The sequence below is a fragment of the Sphingomonas anseongensis genome (genome assembly GCF_023516495.1).
GTDB classification, from domain to species: domain Bacteria; phylum Pseudomonadota; class Alphaproteobacteria; order Sphingomonadales; family Sphingomonadaceae; genus Sphingomicrobium; species Sphingomicrobium anseongensis.
On the sequence record NZ_JAMGBC010000001.1, the window covers coordinates 799,031 to 813,505 of the forward strand.

Annotated in this window: 19 protein-coding genes and 1 pseudogene; 13 read left to right on the plus strand and 7 right to left on the minus strand. The window is 64.7% G+C overall.

Annotated features, from left to right (window positions below; all coding sequences use genetic code 11):
* Positions 1-732 (minus strand): tRNA (guanosine(37)-N1)-methyltransferase TrmD, encoded by a 732-nt coding sequence (gene trmD / locus LZ519_RS04045; protein WP_249867439.1) that lies wholly within the window; start codon positions 730-732, stop codon positions 1-3.
* 37 nt (positions 733-769) lie between these two features.
* Between trmD and LZ519_RS04050 the strand changes: the two genes are divergently transcribed.
* A complete protein-coding gene (locus LZ519_RS04050; protein WP_249867440.1) occupies positions 770-1,684 on the plus strand; it encodes an NAD(P)/FAD-dependent oxidoreductase in 915 nt (304 codons plus the stop codon).
* Here LZ519_RS04050 and rimM read toward each other — a convergent pair.
* The 4 genes and pseudogenes from rimM to LZ519_RS04070 form a co-directional block, all read right to left on the minus strand.
* Complete coding sequence (gene rimM, locus LZ519_RS04055; protein ID WP_249867441.1) at positions 1,681-2,160, minus strand: ribosome maturation factor RimM; 480 nt, start codon at positions 2,158-2,160, stop codon at positions 1,681-1,683. The two genes, LZ519_RS04050 and rimM, sit on opposite strands and share 4 nt — an antisense overlap.
* A 290-nt stretch (positions 2,161-2,450) precedes the next feature.
* Positions 2,451-2,921, minus strand: a pseudogene (gene rpsP, locus LZ519_RS04060) (30S ribosomal protein S16); the annotation flags it as partial.
* 25 nt (positions 2,922-2,946) lie between these two features.
* Complete coding sequence (gene ffh, locus LZ519_RS04065) at positions 2,947-4,413, minus strand: signal recognition particle protein (protein ID WP_249867442.1); 1,467 nt, start codon at positions 4,411-4,413, stop codon at positions 2,947-2,949.
* 158 nt (positions 4,414-4,571) lie between these two features.
* Positions 4,572-5,003 carry a hypothetical protein gene (locus LZ519_RS04070; RefSeq protein WP_249867443.1) on the minus strand — a complete coding sequence of 144 codons (432 nt, stop codon included), beginning with the start codon at positions 5,001-5,003 and terminating at the stop codon, positions 4,572-4,574.
* Positions 5,004-5,066: 63 nt separating this feature from the next.
* Between LZ519_RS04070 and dapF the strand changes: the two genes are divergently transcribed.
* The 6 genes from dapF to LZ519_RS04100 are packed head-to-tail and all read left to right on the plus strand — an operon-like array spanning position 5,067 to position 10,242.
* A complete protein-coding gene (gene dapF / locus LZ519_RS04075; protein ID WP_249867444.1) occupies positions 5,067-5,867 on the plus strand; it encodes a diaminopimelate epimerase in 801 nt (266 codons plus the stop codon).
* Positions 5,864-7,021, plus strand: a complete 1,158-nt coding sequence (locus LZ519_RS04080; RefSeq protein WP_249867445.1) for a MiaB/RimO family radical SAM methylthiotransferase — start codon at positions 5,864-5,866, stop codon at positions 7,019-7,021. Before dapF ends, LZ519_RS04080 begins: the two co-directional genes overlap by 4 nt.
* Positions 7,018-7,935: a signal recognition particle-docking protein FtsY gene (gene ftsY, locus LZ519_RS04085; RefSeq protein ID WP_249867446.1), complete on the plus strand. Its 918-nt coding sequence runs from the start codon at positions 7,018-7,020 to the stop codon at positions 7,933-7,935. Before LZ519_RS04080 ends, ftsY begins: the two co-directional genes overlap by 4 nt.
* The gene (locus LZ519_RS04090) at positions 7,932-8,546 is read left to right on the plus strand and encodes a septation protein A (RefSeq protein WP_249867447.1); all 615 of its coding nucleotides are present in this window, start codon (positions 7,932-7,934) and stop codon (positions 8,544-8,546) included. The genes ftsY and LZ519_RS04090 overlap by 4 nt, the downstream gene beginning before the upstream one ends.
* A complete protein-coding gene (locus tag LZ519_RS04095) occupies positions 8,543-9,484 on the plus strand; it encodes an ABC transporter ATP-binding protein (RefSeq protein ID WP_249867448.1) in 942 nt (313 codons plus the stop codon). Before LZ519_RS04090 ends, LZ519_RS04095 begins: the two co-directional genes overlap by 4 nt.
* Positions 9,481-10,242: an ABC transporter permease gene (locus tag LZ519_RS04100; RefSeq protein ID WP_249867449.1), complete on the plus strand. Its 762-nt coding sequence runs from the start codon at positions 9,481-9,483 to the stop codon at positions 10,240-10,242. Before LZ519_RS04095 ends, LZ519_RS04100 begins: the two co-directional genes overlap by 4 nt.
* On the opposite strand, the gene LZ519_RS04105 is transcribed toward LZ519_RS04100, so the two are convergent.
* Together LZ519_RS04105 and pspF are read right to left on the minus strand one after the other, a co-directional pair.
* On the minus strand, positions 10,243-10,866 hold the full coding sequence (locus LZ519_RS04105) for a superoxide dismutase (protein ID WP_249867450.1): 624 nt from the start codon (positions 10,864-10,866) through the stop codon (positions 10,243-10,245).
* 80 nt (positions 10,867-10,946) lie between these two features.
* Complete coding sequence (gene pspF, locus LZ519_RS04110) at positions 10,947-11,996, minus strand: phage shock protein operon transcriptional activator (RefSeq protein WP_249867451.1); 1,050 nt, start codon at positions 11,994-11,996, stop codon at positions 10,947-10,949.
* 176 nt (positions 11,997-12,172) lie between these two features.
* Here pspF and pspA point away from each other — a divergent pair, with 176 nt between their 5' ends.
* From pspA to LZ519_RS04140, 6 genes are read left to right on the plus strand one after another with little or no spacing between them, the layout of a single operon-like run.
* Positions 12,173-12,844, plus strand: a complete 672-nt coding sequence (gene pspA / locus LZ519_RS04115; RefSeq protein WP_249867452.1) for a phage shock protein PspA — start codon at positions 12,173-12,175, stop codon at positions 12,842-12,844.
* A complete protein-coding gene (pspB, locus tag LZ519_RS04120) occupies positions 12,844-13,143 on the plus strand; it encodes an envelope stress response membrane protein PspB (protein WP_249867453.1) in 300 nt (99 codons plus the stop codon). Before pspA ends, pspB begins: the two co-directional genes overlap by 1 nt.
* Positions 13,140-13,529 (plus strand): envelope stress response membrane protein PspC, encoded by a 390-nt coding sequence (pspC, locus tag LZ519_RS04125; RefSeq protein ID WP_249867454.1) that lies wholly within the window; start codon positions 13,140-13,142, stop codon positions 13,527-13,529. The genes pspB and pspC overlap by 4 nt, the downstream gene beginning before the upstream one ends.
* A gap of 35 nt (positions 13,530-13,564) precedes the next feature.
* Positions 13,565-13,909 carry a hypothetical protein gene (locus LZ519_RS04130; protein WP_431358081.1) on the plus strand — a complete coding sequence of 115 codons (345 nt, stop codon included), beginning with the start codon at positions 13,565-13,567 and terminating at the stop codon, positions 13,907-13,909.
* Positions 13,906-14,193, plus strand: a complete 288-nt coding sequence (locus tag LZ519_RS04135) for a hypothetical protein (protein ID WP_249867455.1) — start codon at positions 13,906-13,908, stop codon at positions 14,191-14,193. Before LZ519_RS04130 ends, LZ519_RS04135 begins: the two co-directional genes overlap by 4 nt.
* Positions 14,190-14,465 carry a hypothetical protein gene (locus LZ519_RS04140; RefSeq protein ID WP_249867456.1) on the plus strand — a complete coding sequence of 92 codons (276 nt, stop codon included), beginning with the start codon at positions 14,190-14,192 and terminating at the stop codon, positions 14,463-14,465. The genes LZ519_RS04135 and LZ519_RS04140 overlap by 4 nt, the downstream gene beginning before the upstream one ends.
* Positions 14,466-14,475 lie beyond the last annotated feature (10 nt).

The following is a 14,475-nucleotide window of genomic DNA, read 5'->3' on the forward strand; positions in this document are numbered from 1 at the left end:
TCAAGCCTTCGTATCTCGTCGCCGCGCGCCAGAGGGCGGTGCCTGCGATGCGCCCCCGTGGCGCTCGATCAGGTCCGGCCGCCTTAGCCGTGTGTCTTCGACCGCACGTTCGTGTCTCCACGCGGCGATCTTCGCATGATCCCCCGATCGCAGCACTTCGGGGATCGTGCGCCCTTCCCATGTAACAGGCCGGGTATAGTGCGGATATTCCAGGAGACCTTGCTCGAAGCTCTCCTCCTCTCCGCTGGAGGCCGCGCCCATTACCCCGGGCAGCAGCCTTACGCAAGCATCGAGGATCACCATCGCCCCGACCTCGCCGCCCGAGAGCACATAGTCGCCGATCGACACCTGCTGGATCGGCCGCGCCTCGAATATCCGCTCATCGAATCCCTCGAAGCGGCCGGAGAGCAGGACCACACCCTTGCCCGCCGCAAGCTCGCGCACTCGCTCCTGCGTCAGAGGCGTGCCGCGCGGCGTCAGTGCAAGCATCGGCCGCCCGTCGGCGACGCTGTCCACCGCCGCGGCAAGAACGTCAGGCCTCAGCACCATCCCCGCCCCTCCGCCCGCCGGAGTGTCGTCGACGCTCCGGTGCTTGTCGGTGGCGAAATCGCGGATGTTTTTCACCTCCAGCGACCAAATATCCTCGTCCAGCGCCCGCCCTGCCAGGCTCATGCCCAGCGGCCCGGGGAACATCTCCGGGTACAAGGTTAAAACGGACGCTCGGAAGGCCATTGCGGAACCGCCGCTATCACAATCCATTGGGCGCCGCATGGACGAACCTCTCGACTGCCTGATCGTCGGCGGCGGCCCTGCCGGGCTGACGGCCGCAATCTATCTCGCCCGTTTCCACCTCAAGATCCTCGTTATCGACGACGGCAAGGGCCGGGCCGCGAGCATCCCGTGCACCCGCAACCTCGCCGGCTTCCCCGGCGGAATCAGCGGCAAGGAGGTGCTGCAGCGGATGCGCGAGCAGGCGCAGCTCTACGACGCAAGGATCGAGGATGGCTTCGTCTCCCGCCTCGACAAGACCGAGAGCGGCTTCTGCGCGACCTGGGGCGGCGGGCCGATCGAAGCCAAGACGGTCCTGCTGGCGACCGGCACCCGCAACCGCCGCCCCCCGATGGACGAGGAGCTTCACGACGACGCCTTGAAGCGCGGGCTGATCCGCTACTGCCCCATCTGCGACGGCTATGAAGTCACCGACAAGAAGATCGGCGTGATCGGAAGCGACGGCCACGGCGTCGCCGAAGCCCTGTTCCTCCGCGGATTCACGCCCGACGTGACCCTCATCGCTCCCGACAAGGCGCTCAACCTGAGCGCCGGGCAGGTGAAAGAGCTCAAGCTCGCGAGCGTTCCGTGCATCGACGGCCCTGCCCAGGCGGTGGCGATCACCGGGGAATGCATCGTCGTCGAGACCGCCGAGGGGACTCATGCCTTCGATAGCGTCTATCCCGCGCTCGGGAGCGACCCACATGTGCTGCTCGCCAAACAGACGGGCGCCAAGCTCGGCGAAAAGGGGTGCATCACCATCGACGACCACCAGCGGACCAACGTCCCCGGTCTCTATGCAGCAGGCGATGTCGTCATCGGCCTCGACCAGATTGCACACGCCATGGGCGAAGGCGGCGTCGCCGCGACCACGATCCGCAACGACCTCGCGAAGGACGCGCCGATCCTTCGCTAGGCCAGGAACTCCGGGTCGATGACGATCCGGTCGCGCTCAAGGTCGGCGATTCCCGGCTTGAACGGGATCAGCGATTGCTTGCCGTCCGTCCTTTCGACGTCGAGCAGGTCGCCGGCGCCGTAATTCTCCACCGCTGCAACCCGCCCGACCTCGGCTCCCGCGGAATCCACGCACGCCAGGCCGATCAGGTCGGCGTGATAATATTCGCCCTCTTCGAGCGGCGGCAGCGCCGAGCGGTCCACTTCGAGCAGCGACCCCCGCAGTGCCTCCGCGCCCGACCGGTCGGCGACACCCTCGATTCGGGCAACCGCGCCGGAGGGCGCAGCACGGACGCCCTCAAGCGTGCGCTCGCTGTCGCCGATGAACACGCGCTTGTGGCGCTTCAGGTTCTCGACGCTGTCGGTGAACAGCTTGAGACGCAGCTCGCCCTTGACGCCATGCGCTCCGGCGACGGCGGCAAGGGCAATTCGCTGCAAGGCCGTGGTTACTCCGCCTTCTCGGCAGTCTCGGCGGTCTCTGCGCCTTCGGCGGCCGTATCCTCGGCCGCGCCTTCTGCGGGCTCGCTGGTCGACTCGGCCTCTTCCACGGGAGCGGCTTCGGCGGTCTCCTCGGCCTTCTCGGCGCCCTCGGCGGGAGCAGCCTCGACCGAGCCCTCGGCAGGCTCTTCAGCCGATTCGCCTTCGTTGGTCGCCTCGTCTGCGGGAGCCGCAGCGGCTTCCTCGGCCGGCTGTTCGGCTTCGGCCGCAGGCTCTTCGGCGGCAGCTTCCTCGGCGGGAGCTTCGGCAGCGGCTTCTTCTGCGGGAGCTTCGGCAGCGGCCTCGGCGGACACTTCCTCGGCGGCGGCTTCCTCGGCGACGGGCTCTTCAGCCGGAGCCGGTGCTGCAGCGGCCTCCGCTGCCTCCACGGCCTTGGCCTCGCGCTGCTCGACTCGCTCCTTGGCCTTCTCGCCCGGAACGCCCTTGTTCGGGTTGTTGCGGGCGGGGCGCTCCTTGATCCCGGCGGCGTCGAGGAATCGAAGCACTCGGTCCGACGGCTGTGCGCCGACGCCCAGCCAATGCTGGATGCGCTCGGAGTCGAGCTTCACGCGCTCCGGCGAATCCTTCGCCAGCAGCGGATTGTAGGTGCCGAGCTTCTCGATGAAGCGGCCGTCACGCGGGGAACGGCTGTCGGCGACGACGATGCGGTAATAAGGGCGCTTCTTTGCGCCGCCGCGCGAAAGGCGAATTGCTAGAGCCATTTGATATTCCTTTCAGTATCTTATGCTATTTCTTTGAAAACTTATCGAAACCTGGTGGAAGGTTGAACGGGCTTGCGCCGCCAAGGCCTGGGAGTGCTCCCGCCGCACCGCCAAGATCGGGCATTCCCCCCGCTCCGCCGAGACCGCCCGAGCCGCCACCGCCGCCGAACATCGCGGCGAGCTTGCCGATGCCGCCCATCTTCTTGAGACGCTTCATCGCGCTCGACATTTCCTGATGCATCTTCAGCAGCTTGTTGACTTCCTGGACGGTGGTCCCGCTGCCCTTTGCGATCCGGATCTTGCGCTTGGCGTTGATCAGCTCCGGCTTTGCCCGCTCCTTGGCGGTCATCGAGCTCATCATCGCTTCGAGGTGGACCAGCGCCTTGCTGTCCTGCGCCTTGTCGATCGCGCCCTTCATGCCCTTCATGCCCGGAAGCATGTTGGCGAGAGCGCCAAGGCCGCCCATCCGCTGCATCTGGCTGATCTGCGTGCGAAGGTCGTCGAGGTCGAACTTGCCCTTGGCCATCTTGGCCGCGAGCTTCTCCGCATCCTCGACCTTGATCGTCTCGGAAGCCTTCTCGACCAGGCTGACGACGTCGCCCATGCCGAGGATCCGGCCGGCGATCCGCTCCGGGTGGAAGGCCTCCAGCGCATCGAGCGCCTCGCCCACGCCGGCGAACTTGATCGGCTTTCCGGTAACCGCGCGCATCGACAAGGCCGCGCCGCCGCGCGCATCGCCGTCGAGGCGGGTGAGGATGACGCCCGTGAGGTCGACATCTCCGGCAAAGCCCTTGGCGACGTTGACCGCGTCCTGGCCGGTGAGGCTATCGACCACGAGCAAGGTTTCGGTCGGGTTCGACGCCTGAGCGACGGCCTTCATCTCCGCCATCAATTGCTCGTCGACGTGGAGCCGGCCCGCGGTGTCGAGAAGGACGACGTCATAGGCCTGCAGCTTGGCCGCCTGGATCGCGCGCTTGGCGATATCGACCGGTTGCTGGCCCGTGACTACGGGAAGCGTATCGACGTTTGCCTGCCGTCCGAGCACCGCAAGCTGCTCCTGCGCAGCCGGGCGAGCGACGTCCAGCGAGGCCATCAGGACCTTCTTGCGGTCCTTTTCGGTCAGCCGCTTGGCGAGCTTCGCCGTCGTCGTCGTTTTGCCCGACCCCTGCAGGCCGACCATCATCACGACCGCCGGAGGATTGACGTCGATCTTCAGGTCCGACGCGTCGGAGCCAAGCGTCTCGACCAGCTGGTCGTGGACGATCTTCACGACCATCTGCCCCGGAGTGATCGAGCGTAGCACCTCCTGGCCGACGGCCTTCTCGGTCGCCTGGTCGACGAAATCGCGGGCGACCGGGAGAGCGACGTCCGCCTCGAGCAAAGCGACGCGCACCTCGCGCATCGCCGAGCGCACGTCGGCGTCAGTCAGCGCGCCGCGGCCGCGAAGCTTGTCGAATACGCCCGAAAGGCGATCGCTCAGGTTATCGAACACTCAAGTCTCCCAAAACATGCCGGAGCGGGCGATATGGTGAGCCGCAACGCAAATTGCGCCGGCGGACGAAACCTCGTCGGCCGGCGTGCGCACCAAGGCGCTCCAGTCATGTCTGTCGAAAAACGACGGGCGCGCCCTAGCGGATGCGCCCGGTCAAATCAACTCAGCCTGGGCTTGCCCTTCGGCTTGCGGCGCGGGCGATTAGGAGCGCCTGGGCCGCCACCGGTTTTGTCCGGGCCGCCTCCTGGGGCAGGCCTTCCGCCGCGGCGTACTCCGGCCGCCGGCCCTCTCGGTCCGCGCCGGTCGCGCTCGGGCACCCGGTCCATCGGCCGAACCTGCTGCATCTGCTGGCGGGGCCCGACCGCATAGCCCTCCTTCAGAAGCTGGGTGAAGGCCGAGCGGGTCGTTTCGACGATCGCGTCCTGAAGCTCCTTGGGAAGATCGGCGAAGGTCACGTTCGGATGGATCGCCTGCACGTCGCGGAGGAGCTGGTTCGGCAAGCCTCCGGATGCCTTCTTCAGGGCCTGCATTGCGTCGAGCACGGCCGAGAAGATGACCGACTGCATCACTTCATTGGCTGGTCTCTGCATTGCTGTTTCGCGCCTTCGCTGGTGGACTAAGCTTTTCCGGCCCCCTAGATGCGCGGCCGACCCATGGCGCTTCACTTCCACAAGATGCACGGTCTCGGCAACGACTTCGTGATCGTCGACGGCCGCGAACAGAGCGTGACGATGACGCCGGAGCTTGCTCGGGCCATTGCCGACCGCCACCGCGGCGTCGGCTGCGACCAGCTCATCCTCATCGGCAAATCCGACAAGGCCGACGTTTCGATGCGGATCTGGAATCACGACGGCGGCGAGGTCCAGTCGTGCGGAAACGCGTCGCGCTGCGTCGTCGCGCTCACCGGCGCAAAGACGATCGAAACGCCCGCCGGGGTGATCGAAGGATCGTCGGCCGGGAGCGAAGTCGAGGTTGGGATTCGCGAGCCGCGGTTCGGTTGGGAGGACATCCCCTTGTCCTACGCGATGGACACGAGCGACCTTCCGCTGGCCTGGGACGGGCTCAAGCACGGCTTTGCGGTCAATGTCGGCAATCCGCACGTCGTCTTCTTCGTCGAGGACCCGGCCAAGGTGCCGCTCGACGTGTACGGACCGAGAATCGAGAATGATCCGGCCTTCCCGGAACGAGTGAACGTCCATGTCGCCGCCGTCCGTGAGGACGGAATCCACATGCGCTCCTGGGAGCGAGGCGCAGGGCTGACGCTGGCGTGCGGCACGGGAGCCTGCGCAGCCGCCGTGGCCGCAATCGCAACCAAGCGCGCCACCAGCCCGGTTGCCGTCCACATGCCGGGCGGGACGCTGACCATCAGCTGGAAGCCGGGCGAGACCGTGAAGATGCGCGGGTCGGCGACCCACGTCTTCGAAGGCGACCTCGATCTCGAGGCGCTGAAGTGAGCGTCGAGACTGTTGCGCTCGGCTGCCGTCTCAACTTCGCCGAGGCGGAGACGATCGCCAGCAAGGCTCCAGCGGACGAGGACTGGATCGTCATCAACAGTTGCGCAGTGACGGGCGCCGCGGTTCGACAATCCCGCCAGGCGGTACGACGAGCGCACCGCCGCCGGCCGAACGCGAGGATCCTCGTCACCGGCTGCGCCGCCGAGCTCGACCGCCGCTCGTTCGAGACGATGCCCGAAGTCACTCGAGTAATCGGAAACACCGGAAAGCTTCGCGCCTTTGGCAGCATGACGTCACCCGTCGCCACGGGAACTCACTCGCGGGTCCGGAGCTTCGTGGCAGTCCAGAACGGCTGCGACCATCGCTGCACCTTCTGCTCGATCTGGCAGGCTCGCGGCCCGAGCGTCTCCCTCCCTTTCGAGGCAATCCGGGATGCAATTACCGAGGAGATCGACCGCGGCGCCAGGGAGATCGTGCTCACCGGGGTCGACATCACCGATTACGAAGGCGGCCTTGGCGCTATGTGCCAGCGGCTGCTCGTTGCCGAGCCCCGCCTGAAGCGGCTGCGCCTGTCCTCGCTCGACAGCGTCGAGCTCGACGAGCCGCTTTACGAGCTGATGGCCGACACGCAGCTGATGCCGCACTTCCACCTGTCGCTCCAGGCCGGCGACGACTTGATCCTCAAGCGGATGAAACGGCGCCACAGCCGCGCGCAGGCAGTCGCAACTGTAGAGCGCATCAAGAAATCGCGGCCCGATGCCACGATCGGTGCGGACATTATCGCTGGATTTCCTACAGAATCTGAGAATATGGCAGTCAATACGCTGAATTTGCTCGACGACTGCGATATCGTCGCGGCTCATGTCTTTCCATTCTCGCCACGACCCGACACGCCGGCTGCTCGCATGCCCCAGCTCGAGCGCGAGATTGTGAAAGCCCGCGCGGCCCGCCTGCGCCAGGCGGCCGACCGGCGCCGGACGAGATGGCTCGACAGCCTCGTCGGCACCAGCCAAACCGTCCTGATGGAAAGCGGCGGCAAGGGCCACACCAACGGTTTCGCGCCTATAGCCATCGCCCGTGCCGAACGCGGGACGTCAGGCAGCGCCCGCGTAACCCGCCGTGACGGCGACAGCCTGGTGGGCGTCTTCGGATGAGCTGGCTCGACCGCCTGCGCGGCGGCTTTTCGAAAACCGCGGAGAAGGTGGCCGACAACCTGACCGGCCTCACCAGCCGTGCAGCCCTCGACACCTCGACGCTCGACGACATCGAGGAGGCGCTCATTGCCTCCGATATCGGGCCGGAGGCGTCGCACCGGATCCGCGAGGCGATCGCCCGCCAGAAGTTCGAGCGGCTGGACGAGCGAGGTCTCCGTTCGATTCTCGCCGAAGAGATAGAAAAGATCCTCGCTCCGGTCGCCAAGCCTCTGGATGTATGGGGTTTTCCGCGTCCGCACGTCATCCTCGTCATCGGGGTGAACGGGTCCGGCAAGACCACCACCATCGGCAAGCTGGGCCATTGGCTGATCGAGCAGGATTACGGTGTGCTGCTCTGCGCCGGCGACACGTTCCGCGCCGCAGCCATCGAGCAGCTGCAGATTTGGGGCGAGCGGATCGGCGCGCCGGTCATTTCGGGCAAGGAAGGCGCTGATCCGGCGGGCCTGGTGTTCGATGGCGTCAAGCAGGCAACCGCTCAGGGCATCGACGTCCTCGTCGTCGACACTGCCGGCCGAATGCAGAACAAGACCCACCTGATGGAGGAGCTTGCCAAGATCCGCCGGGTCCTCGGCCGACTCAACCCCGAAGCCCCGCACGATGTCGTGCTCGTGCTCGACGCGACAACGGGCCAAAACGCTCTGTCCCAGGTCGAAGTATTCCGCGAGACCGCGAACGTGACCGGCCTCATCATGACCAAGCTCGATGGAACCGCGCGCGGAGGCGTTCTGGTCGCCGCGGCCGAGCGCTTCGGCCTTCCCATCCACGCGATCGGTGTCGGCGAGCGGGCCGACGACCTTCGTCCGTTCGATGCGCGCGCGGTCGCCCGCGCAATTGCAGGACTTCCCCCGGAATGAGCAGCAAGCCGGAACCCACGGGCGGAGCCAAGCTGCTGATCGACCTCGGTCCGCTGCTGGTCTTCTTCATCGCCAATTTCTTCGCCCCGGTGCCGGACGTGCTGAAGATCTTCGTCGCGACCGGCGCCTTCATGGTTGCGATGATCGCCGCGATGATCTTTTCCGCGCTCCGCTACGGCCGGATTTCGCCATTGCTCTGGTTTTCGGGCGTGATGGTGGTGATCCTCGGCGGCCTGACCATCTGGCTTCACGACCGCTCCTTCATCCAAATGAAGCCGACCATCTATTACGCGCTGGTCGCGGGCATTCTCGCCTTCGGTTACGCCACAGGCCGCCCGCTCCTCCAGCAGGTGCTGGGAAGCACCTATCCAGGGCTCGATGCCGAGGGCTGGAAGAAGCTCACCCGCAACTGGGCCGTCTTCTTCGTCTGCATGGCGGTCCTCAACGAAGCGGTTTGGCGTAATACGTCCTGGGATTTCTGGATCGGCTTCAAGCTCTGGGGAGCGCTGCCCCTCACCTTCCTGTTCGCGGCCGCCAACATTCCGATGCTTCTCAAGCACGGGCTGATGAAGGAGGACGCCAAACCGGTCGAACCGGGCCCGATCGAATGAGCAGCGATCCGATCCTCTCCATCCGCGGGCTCCGCAAGAGCTACGCGAGCGGAACCGAAGCGCTGAAAAGCGTCGACCTCGACATCCGGCGCGGCGAGATCTTCGCCCTCCTGGGCCCCAACGGCGCAGGCAAGACCACGCTCATCAACATCGTCTGCGGAATTGTGACCCCGACAGCCGGCGAAGTCCTCATCGATGGCAGGAACTGGCAGCGCCACTATCGGGAAGCGCGCAAGCGGATCGGCCTGGTGCCGCAAGAGCTGACCATGGACGTCTTCGAGCCATTGATCAGCACCGTCAGCTTCAGCCGTGAGCTGTTCGGCAGGGCGCCCGACAAGGCGAAGGTAGAGAGGATCCTCCGCGACCTGTCGCTGTGGGACAAGCGCAAGGAAATCCTCAAGGAGCTGTCGGGGGGCATGAAGCGGCGCGTGATGATCGCCAAGGCGCTCGCTCATGAGCCGGACATCCTGTTCCTCGACGAACCGACCGCGGGCGTCGATGTCGAGCTTCGCAGAGACATGTGGGCGCTGGTCAGGCGCCTTCGCGACAACGGCACGACCATCATCCTCACCACCCATTATATCGAGGAAGCCGAAGAGATGGCGGACCGGGTGGGCGTGATCACCAACGGCGAGCTGATCCTGGTCGAGGCGAAGGACGAGCTGATGAAGAAGCTCGGCCGCAAGATCCTTCACTTGCAGCTGACTGAACCGCTGCAATCGGTCCCGCCCGAGCTTGCCGAGTGGAACCCGCAGCTCAGCGAAAATGGCAACATCCTCACCTATGAATTTGATGCGAAAGCGGATCGGACCGGAATTCCGTCGTTGCTGACAGCAATGAGAGATGCCGGACTTGGCTTCAAGGACCTCGATACCAAGCAGTCGAGCCTTGAGGATATTTTCGTCAGCCTCGTTCACGAAAAGCGGAGCGCCGCATGAACTGGCGCGGCGTCCTCGCGATCTACAAGTTCGAGATGCACCGTTTCCGGCGGACTTTGTGGACCGGTCTTGCGGTGCCAGTCATCACCACCTCGCTCTATTTCATCGTGTTCGGGGCGGCGATCGGCAGCCGGATGACCGAGATCGGCGGAGTTCCCTACGGAAGCTTCATCGTCCCAGGCCTCATGATGCTGTCGCTGTTTACCGAGAGCATCTTCAACGCGAGCTTCGGAATCCACATGCCGCGATTCACCGGCACGATCTACGAGATCCTGTCGGCGCCGCTTTCCGCATTCGAGACGGTGCTCGGCTATGTCGGTGCGGCGGCGAGCAAGGCCATGTCGGTCGCGCTGGTCATCTTCGTGACGGCGCACCTGTTCGTGCCGGTCACGGTCGCTCATCCGCTGCTGGCGTTCCTCTATCTCCTGCTTGTCGCGCTGACCTTTTGCCTGTTCGGATTCATGGTCGGCATCTGGGCGAAGGGGTTCGAGCAGCTGCAGGTCATCCCGCTACTCGTCGTCACCCCCCTCACCTTCCTGGGCGGCGCTTTCTATTCGATCGACATGCTCGCCGAGCCGTGGCGCTCGATCACCCTCTTCAACCCGGTTGTCTATCTGATCAACGGGTTCCGCTGGACCTTCTTCGGGACGGCCGACGTCAGCTTCGGACTCGCGCTGGGCGCGACCGTCGCTTTCTTCCTGATCTGCCTCACCGGCGTGTGGTGGATCTTCCGGACCGGCTATCGCCTGAAGAGCTGATCAGCCCTGCTGGTTGGCGCGCTCTGCTCCATTCCCGTCGAGGTTCTGGGCCACGAAATCCCAGTTGATGATGTTCTGCAGGACGCTCTTGAGGAACCTCGGCCGCTCGTTGCGGTAATCGATGTAATAAGCGTGCTCCCACACATCGACCGTCAACAACGGGGTCATCCCATGGACGACCGGTGTGTCGGCGTCGTGGAGCGAAGTGACCTCCAGCTTGCCATTGTTCAGCACCAGCCAGCCCCAACCGCTCGCGAAATGGTTGGCGCTTTCGGTCTGGAGCGCCTCGAGCAGCGCGTCATGGCCGCCGAAATCGCTGTCGATCATTTCCTTCAGCTTGCCCGACGGTGACGTCGAGCCTTCGGGGGCCAGGCACTGCCAGAAGAAGCTGTGGTTCCAGATCTGGGCACTGTTGTTGAACAGGCCCTTGTCGCCCTTGTCCTTGCCGGCGCGGATCACCTCGATCAGCGAGGCGCCCTCGAGCCCCTTCTCCCCCAGCATCCCGTTGGTCTTGTCGACATAGGCCTTGTGGTGCTTGCCGTAGTGATAGTCGAACGTCTCGCTCGACATGTGGGGCTGCAGCGCGTCACGCGCATACGGCAGTTCGGGAAGCTCAAAGGCCATCGCTCTCGCTCCTTCATATCTGGCGGCTATGGATTGCTAACGCGACTACGCCTGCAGCGTTGCAAGTCAACGACCGCGCTCTAACGCGAGCCGGCGTCCAGCAGCTTGTGGCGCTTCAGCGCGTGGCGCAGCTGGTCGTAGCTGAGCCCGATCGCGGCAGCGGTGGCGCGCTGGTTGTAGCGGTTCGCCCGCAGCGCCTCCTCGAGAAGCGCGCGCTCGTACGAATCGACGGAAGAGCGGAAATCTTCGGTCTCCAGCGACGGCTGAGGCGGCGCCGCTTCCTCAACATGCGCTTCCGCAGCCGAATCGACCGGTGCGGGAGTCGCCGCAGCTACAGCGGTCGCCGGCTTGGGAATCCACGGCGAATCGAACGGGTCAAACTGGATCGAATCCACGGGGCGTTCGGGGTCTTCCCAGCGATAAACCGCACGTTCGGCAACATTGCGCAATTCGCGCACATTGCCGGGCCAGGGATAGCGCTCCATCTCGGCCATCGCCTGCTCGCTGAAGCCCGGCCAGTTGGTCCAGTCGAGCTCCACGGCCATGCGGCGGCCGAAATGCTCGGCGAGAAGCGGGATGTCGCCGCCGCGGTTGCGCAGCGGCGGAAGGGTGATCACCTCGAAGCAGAGACGGTCGAGAAGGTCGGCGCGGAACCTCCCCTGCTCCACCAGGGTCGGCAGATGCTCGTTGGTCGCGGCAACGATTCGGACGTCGACCGAAATGGGCTTGGAGGCGCCGATCCGGGTGACCTCGCCATATTCGGTGGCGCGGAGCAGACGGTCCTGCGCAGGCGCCGACAGGGTCGCAAGCTCGTCGAGGAACAGGGTCCCGCCGTCGGCTTCCTCAAAACGCCCGTGACGCGTCTTCGCCGCTCCGGTAAAGCTACCCGCTTCGTGCCCGAACAGCTCCGCCTCGATGAGATTCTCCGGAAGCGCCGCGCAGTTCATGACGACCAGCGGCCCGGACCAGCGCGGGCTCAGGTGGTGGAGGCGCTCGGCGACGAGCTCCTTGCCGGTCCCGCGCTCGCCAATGACCAGCACCGGCCGGTTGAGCGCGGCGGCACGGCTGGCGCGCTCGATCGCGTCGAGAACGGCGTTGCTTTGGCCGACGAAAGTTTCAGTACGTTCCATGTCTCTCAAATCTGGCCGACTGTTGGTGCCAAATACCACGAATTGGCAAGATATTTCGCTCCGTTGAACGGCGGATTTGAGCGATTTTTTGAGAAGTCCGGCATTTTCGGAAAGTGGCACGTCTCCTGCATGGTGAAAGGCAGATAGGGCCCCTATATGGAATGCGGAGTGACTAGATGAGTATCTTCTCCCGGACGCGGGACATCTTCGCCGCGAACATGACCGAGCTTCTCGACCGCGCGGAGGATCCGGCGCGGATGATCCGGATGATCATCCTCGAGATGGAAGAGACCTTGGTCGAGGTTCGCGCAAGCGCCGCCAAGACGATTGCCGACGGCAAGGACATGCGGCGCACCCTCTCCCGCCTCGACGAGCTCCAGAGCAGCTGGACCGAGAAGGCCGAGCTGGCGCTCAGCAAGGGCCGCGAGGACCTAGCCAAGGCGGCGCTGCTTGAGCGGCAGAAGGCTGCCGACATGGCGGAGGGGCTCAAGGAGGAGATCGCCGTCCTCGACGAGACCCTGAAAGCCTATGAGGCGGATATCGCCAAGCTTCAGGGCAAGCTCCGCGAAGCGCGGGTCCGGCAGAATGCGATCGCTCACCGAATCGAGAGCGCTGTCACGCGCGCCAAGGCCCGCGAGCTGGTCAACGGCAACCGCACCGAGGATGCGTTCAGCCGCTTCGAGGTCCTGGAGCGCCGCGCGGACTTCGCCGAAGGCCGTGCCGAGGCGCTCGGGATGACCGGTCCCAAGAGCCTCGAGGAAGAGATCGCCGACCTGCAGTCTTCCGACAAGGTAGATGCGGAACTGGAAGCCATGAAGGCCGCGCTGGCGGCTAAGGGGACTAAATAATGGAAGAGGCAGTCATTCCGCTGTTCGCGGTCGCGATCCTGTTTATCGGGCTTCCGTGGCTGATCTTCCACTATGTGACCAAATGGAAATCGGCGGCTACCCTGACCGGCGCCGATGAGAAGCTCCTGGACGAGCTTCACGACATGGCTCGCCGGCTCGACGATCGGCTGTGCACGATCGAGCGGATCATGAACGCGGAAAACCCCAACTGGCAGCAGGCCTGCCTGCCTGACGCCGGAACGCCCCTGGTGGACGATGTGCTGACCAGCACGCGTTCGAGGCGCGGAGAGAAGGCATGAGCACGCAGCCTCCCAGCCGGACCAAATTTTACCTCGACAAGCGCCATGGCAAGGTCATGGGCGTGTGCGCCGGACTGGCCGATTACACCGGCTTCGACGTCACTCTGGTCCGGATCCTTCTGATCCTGGGCGTTTTCATGGGCGGCGGCGCTCTGATCCCGGTCTATTTCATCACCGGATGGGTGGCGCAGGACCGGCCCCGCGAGCTGGCGGACAGCGACCCTGAAGAAACCAAGTTCTGGCAGGGAGTCCGCCAGTCACCTTCCCGCAGCGCCCGCGACATCAAGTCACGGTTCCGCGACATCGATCGCCGGCTCGCCCAGATCGAGCATTATGTAACCATCGAAAACCGGTCGCTCGCCCGCGAGATCGAGCAGCTTCGCTAGTTTCGACATCGCCAACAGAAGGGTGAATTAGGCATATGGATCCCCAACTCGGCCAGATCTTCAATTTCATCATGGCTATCATGCCATTCCTTGCGATCATCGTCGTTGCCGGGGTGGGAGGAACCGCTTTCAGCACATGGCTGAAGATCAGGAACGGCTATCCGCTCTCAACGTCCTGGGGAATCCCGCTCCACCCCAAGACGGACCAGGAGGCAGTCGAGAGAATCAAGCTTCTCACAACCGAGAATGCGCAGCTTCGCGCCGAGGTCGGATCGCTGAAGGACCGGCTCGAGACCGTAGAGCGGATCATCACGGATGAGCCGCACCGGCTTGCCCGGGAGATAGACTCCTTGTCGCTCGACAAAGGCGGCCGCGCATGATGGGGCCGGGAGAAGTTTTCGTCGCGCTAATCGTCGTCGGCCTGCCCATCATGTTCCTGATGTTGCTGGGCCACCGCTTCTTCAAATATCGCGAGAAGCAGCTCGACGTCGAAGCGCGGCTGGCAGCCGAGAAAGCGGCGCAATATGCGTCGCGTTCGATGGAGCTCGAGCAGCGCGTCCGGGTACTGGAGCAGATCGTTACCGACACGGGGGCGCAGACCGCCGGCCAAATCGAGGCGCTCCGCGACTTCCAGCGGCTCCCGGACGGAGAAAAGACGAAGTGAACGCCTTCGAATTCGTCCTTGCGCTCGCGATCATCGTGTTCGCTTTCACCGTCATCAGGCACAAGATGGGCATTCCCGCGCGGTCGATGAAAGAGATGCGCGAAGGGACGAGCGACGACGCGGAGACCCAGCGGTTGCGGAGCCAGGTCAAGCAGCTTCAGGAGCGGATCAACATCCTCGAACGGATCGTCACGGACCGCGGTGCGGACACTGCCGCCCAGATCGAGGCGCTCCGCGAACGCGACCGGATGGCCGAAGGAGACGAAGGGTGATGGAAGGCGG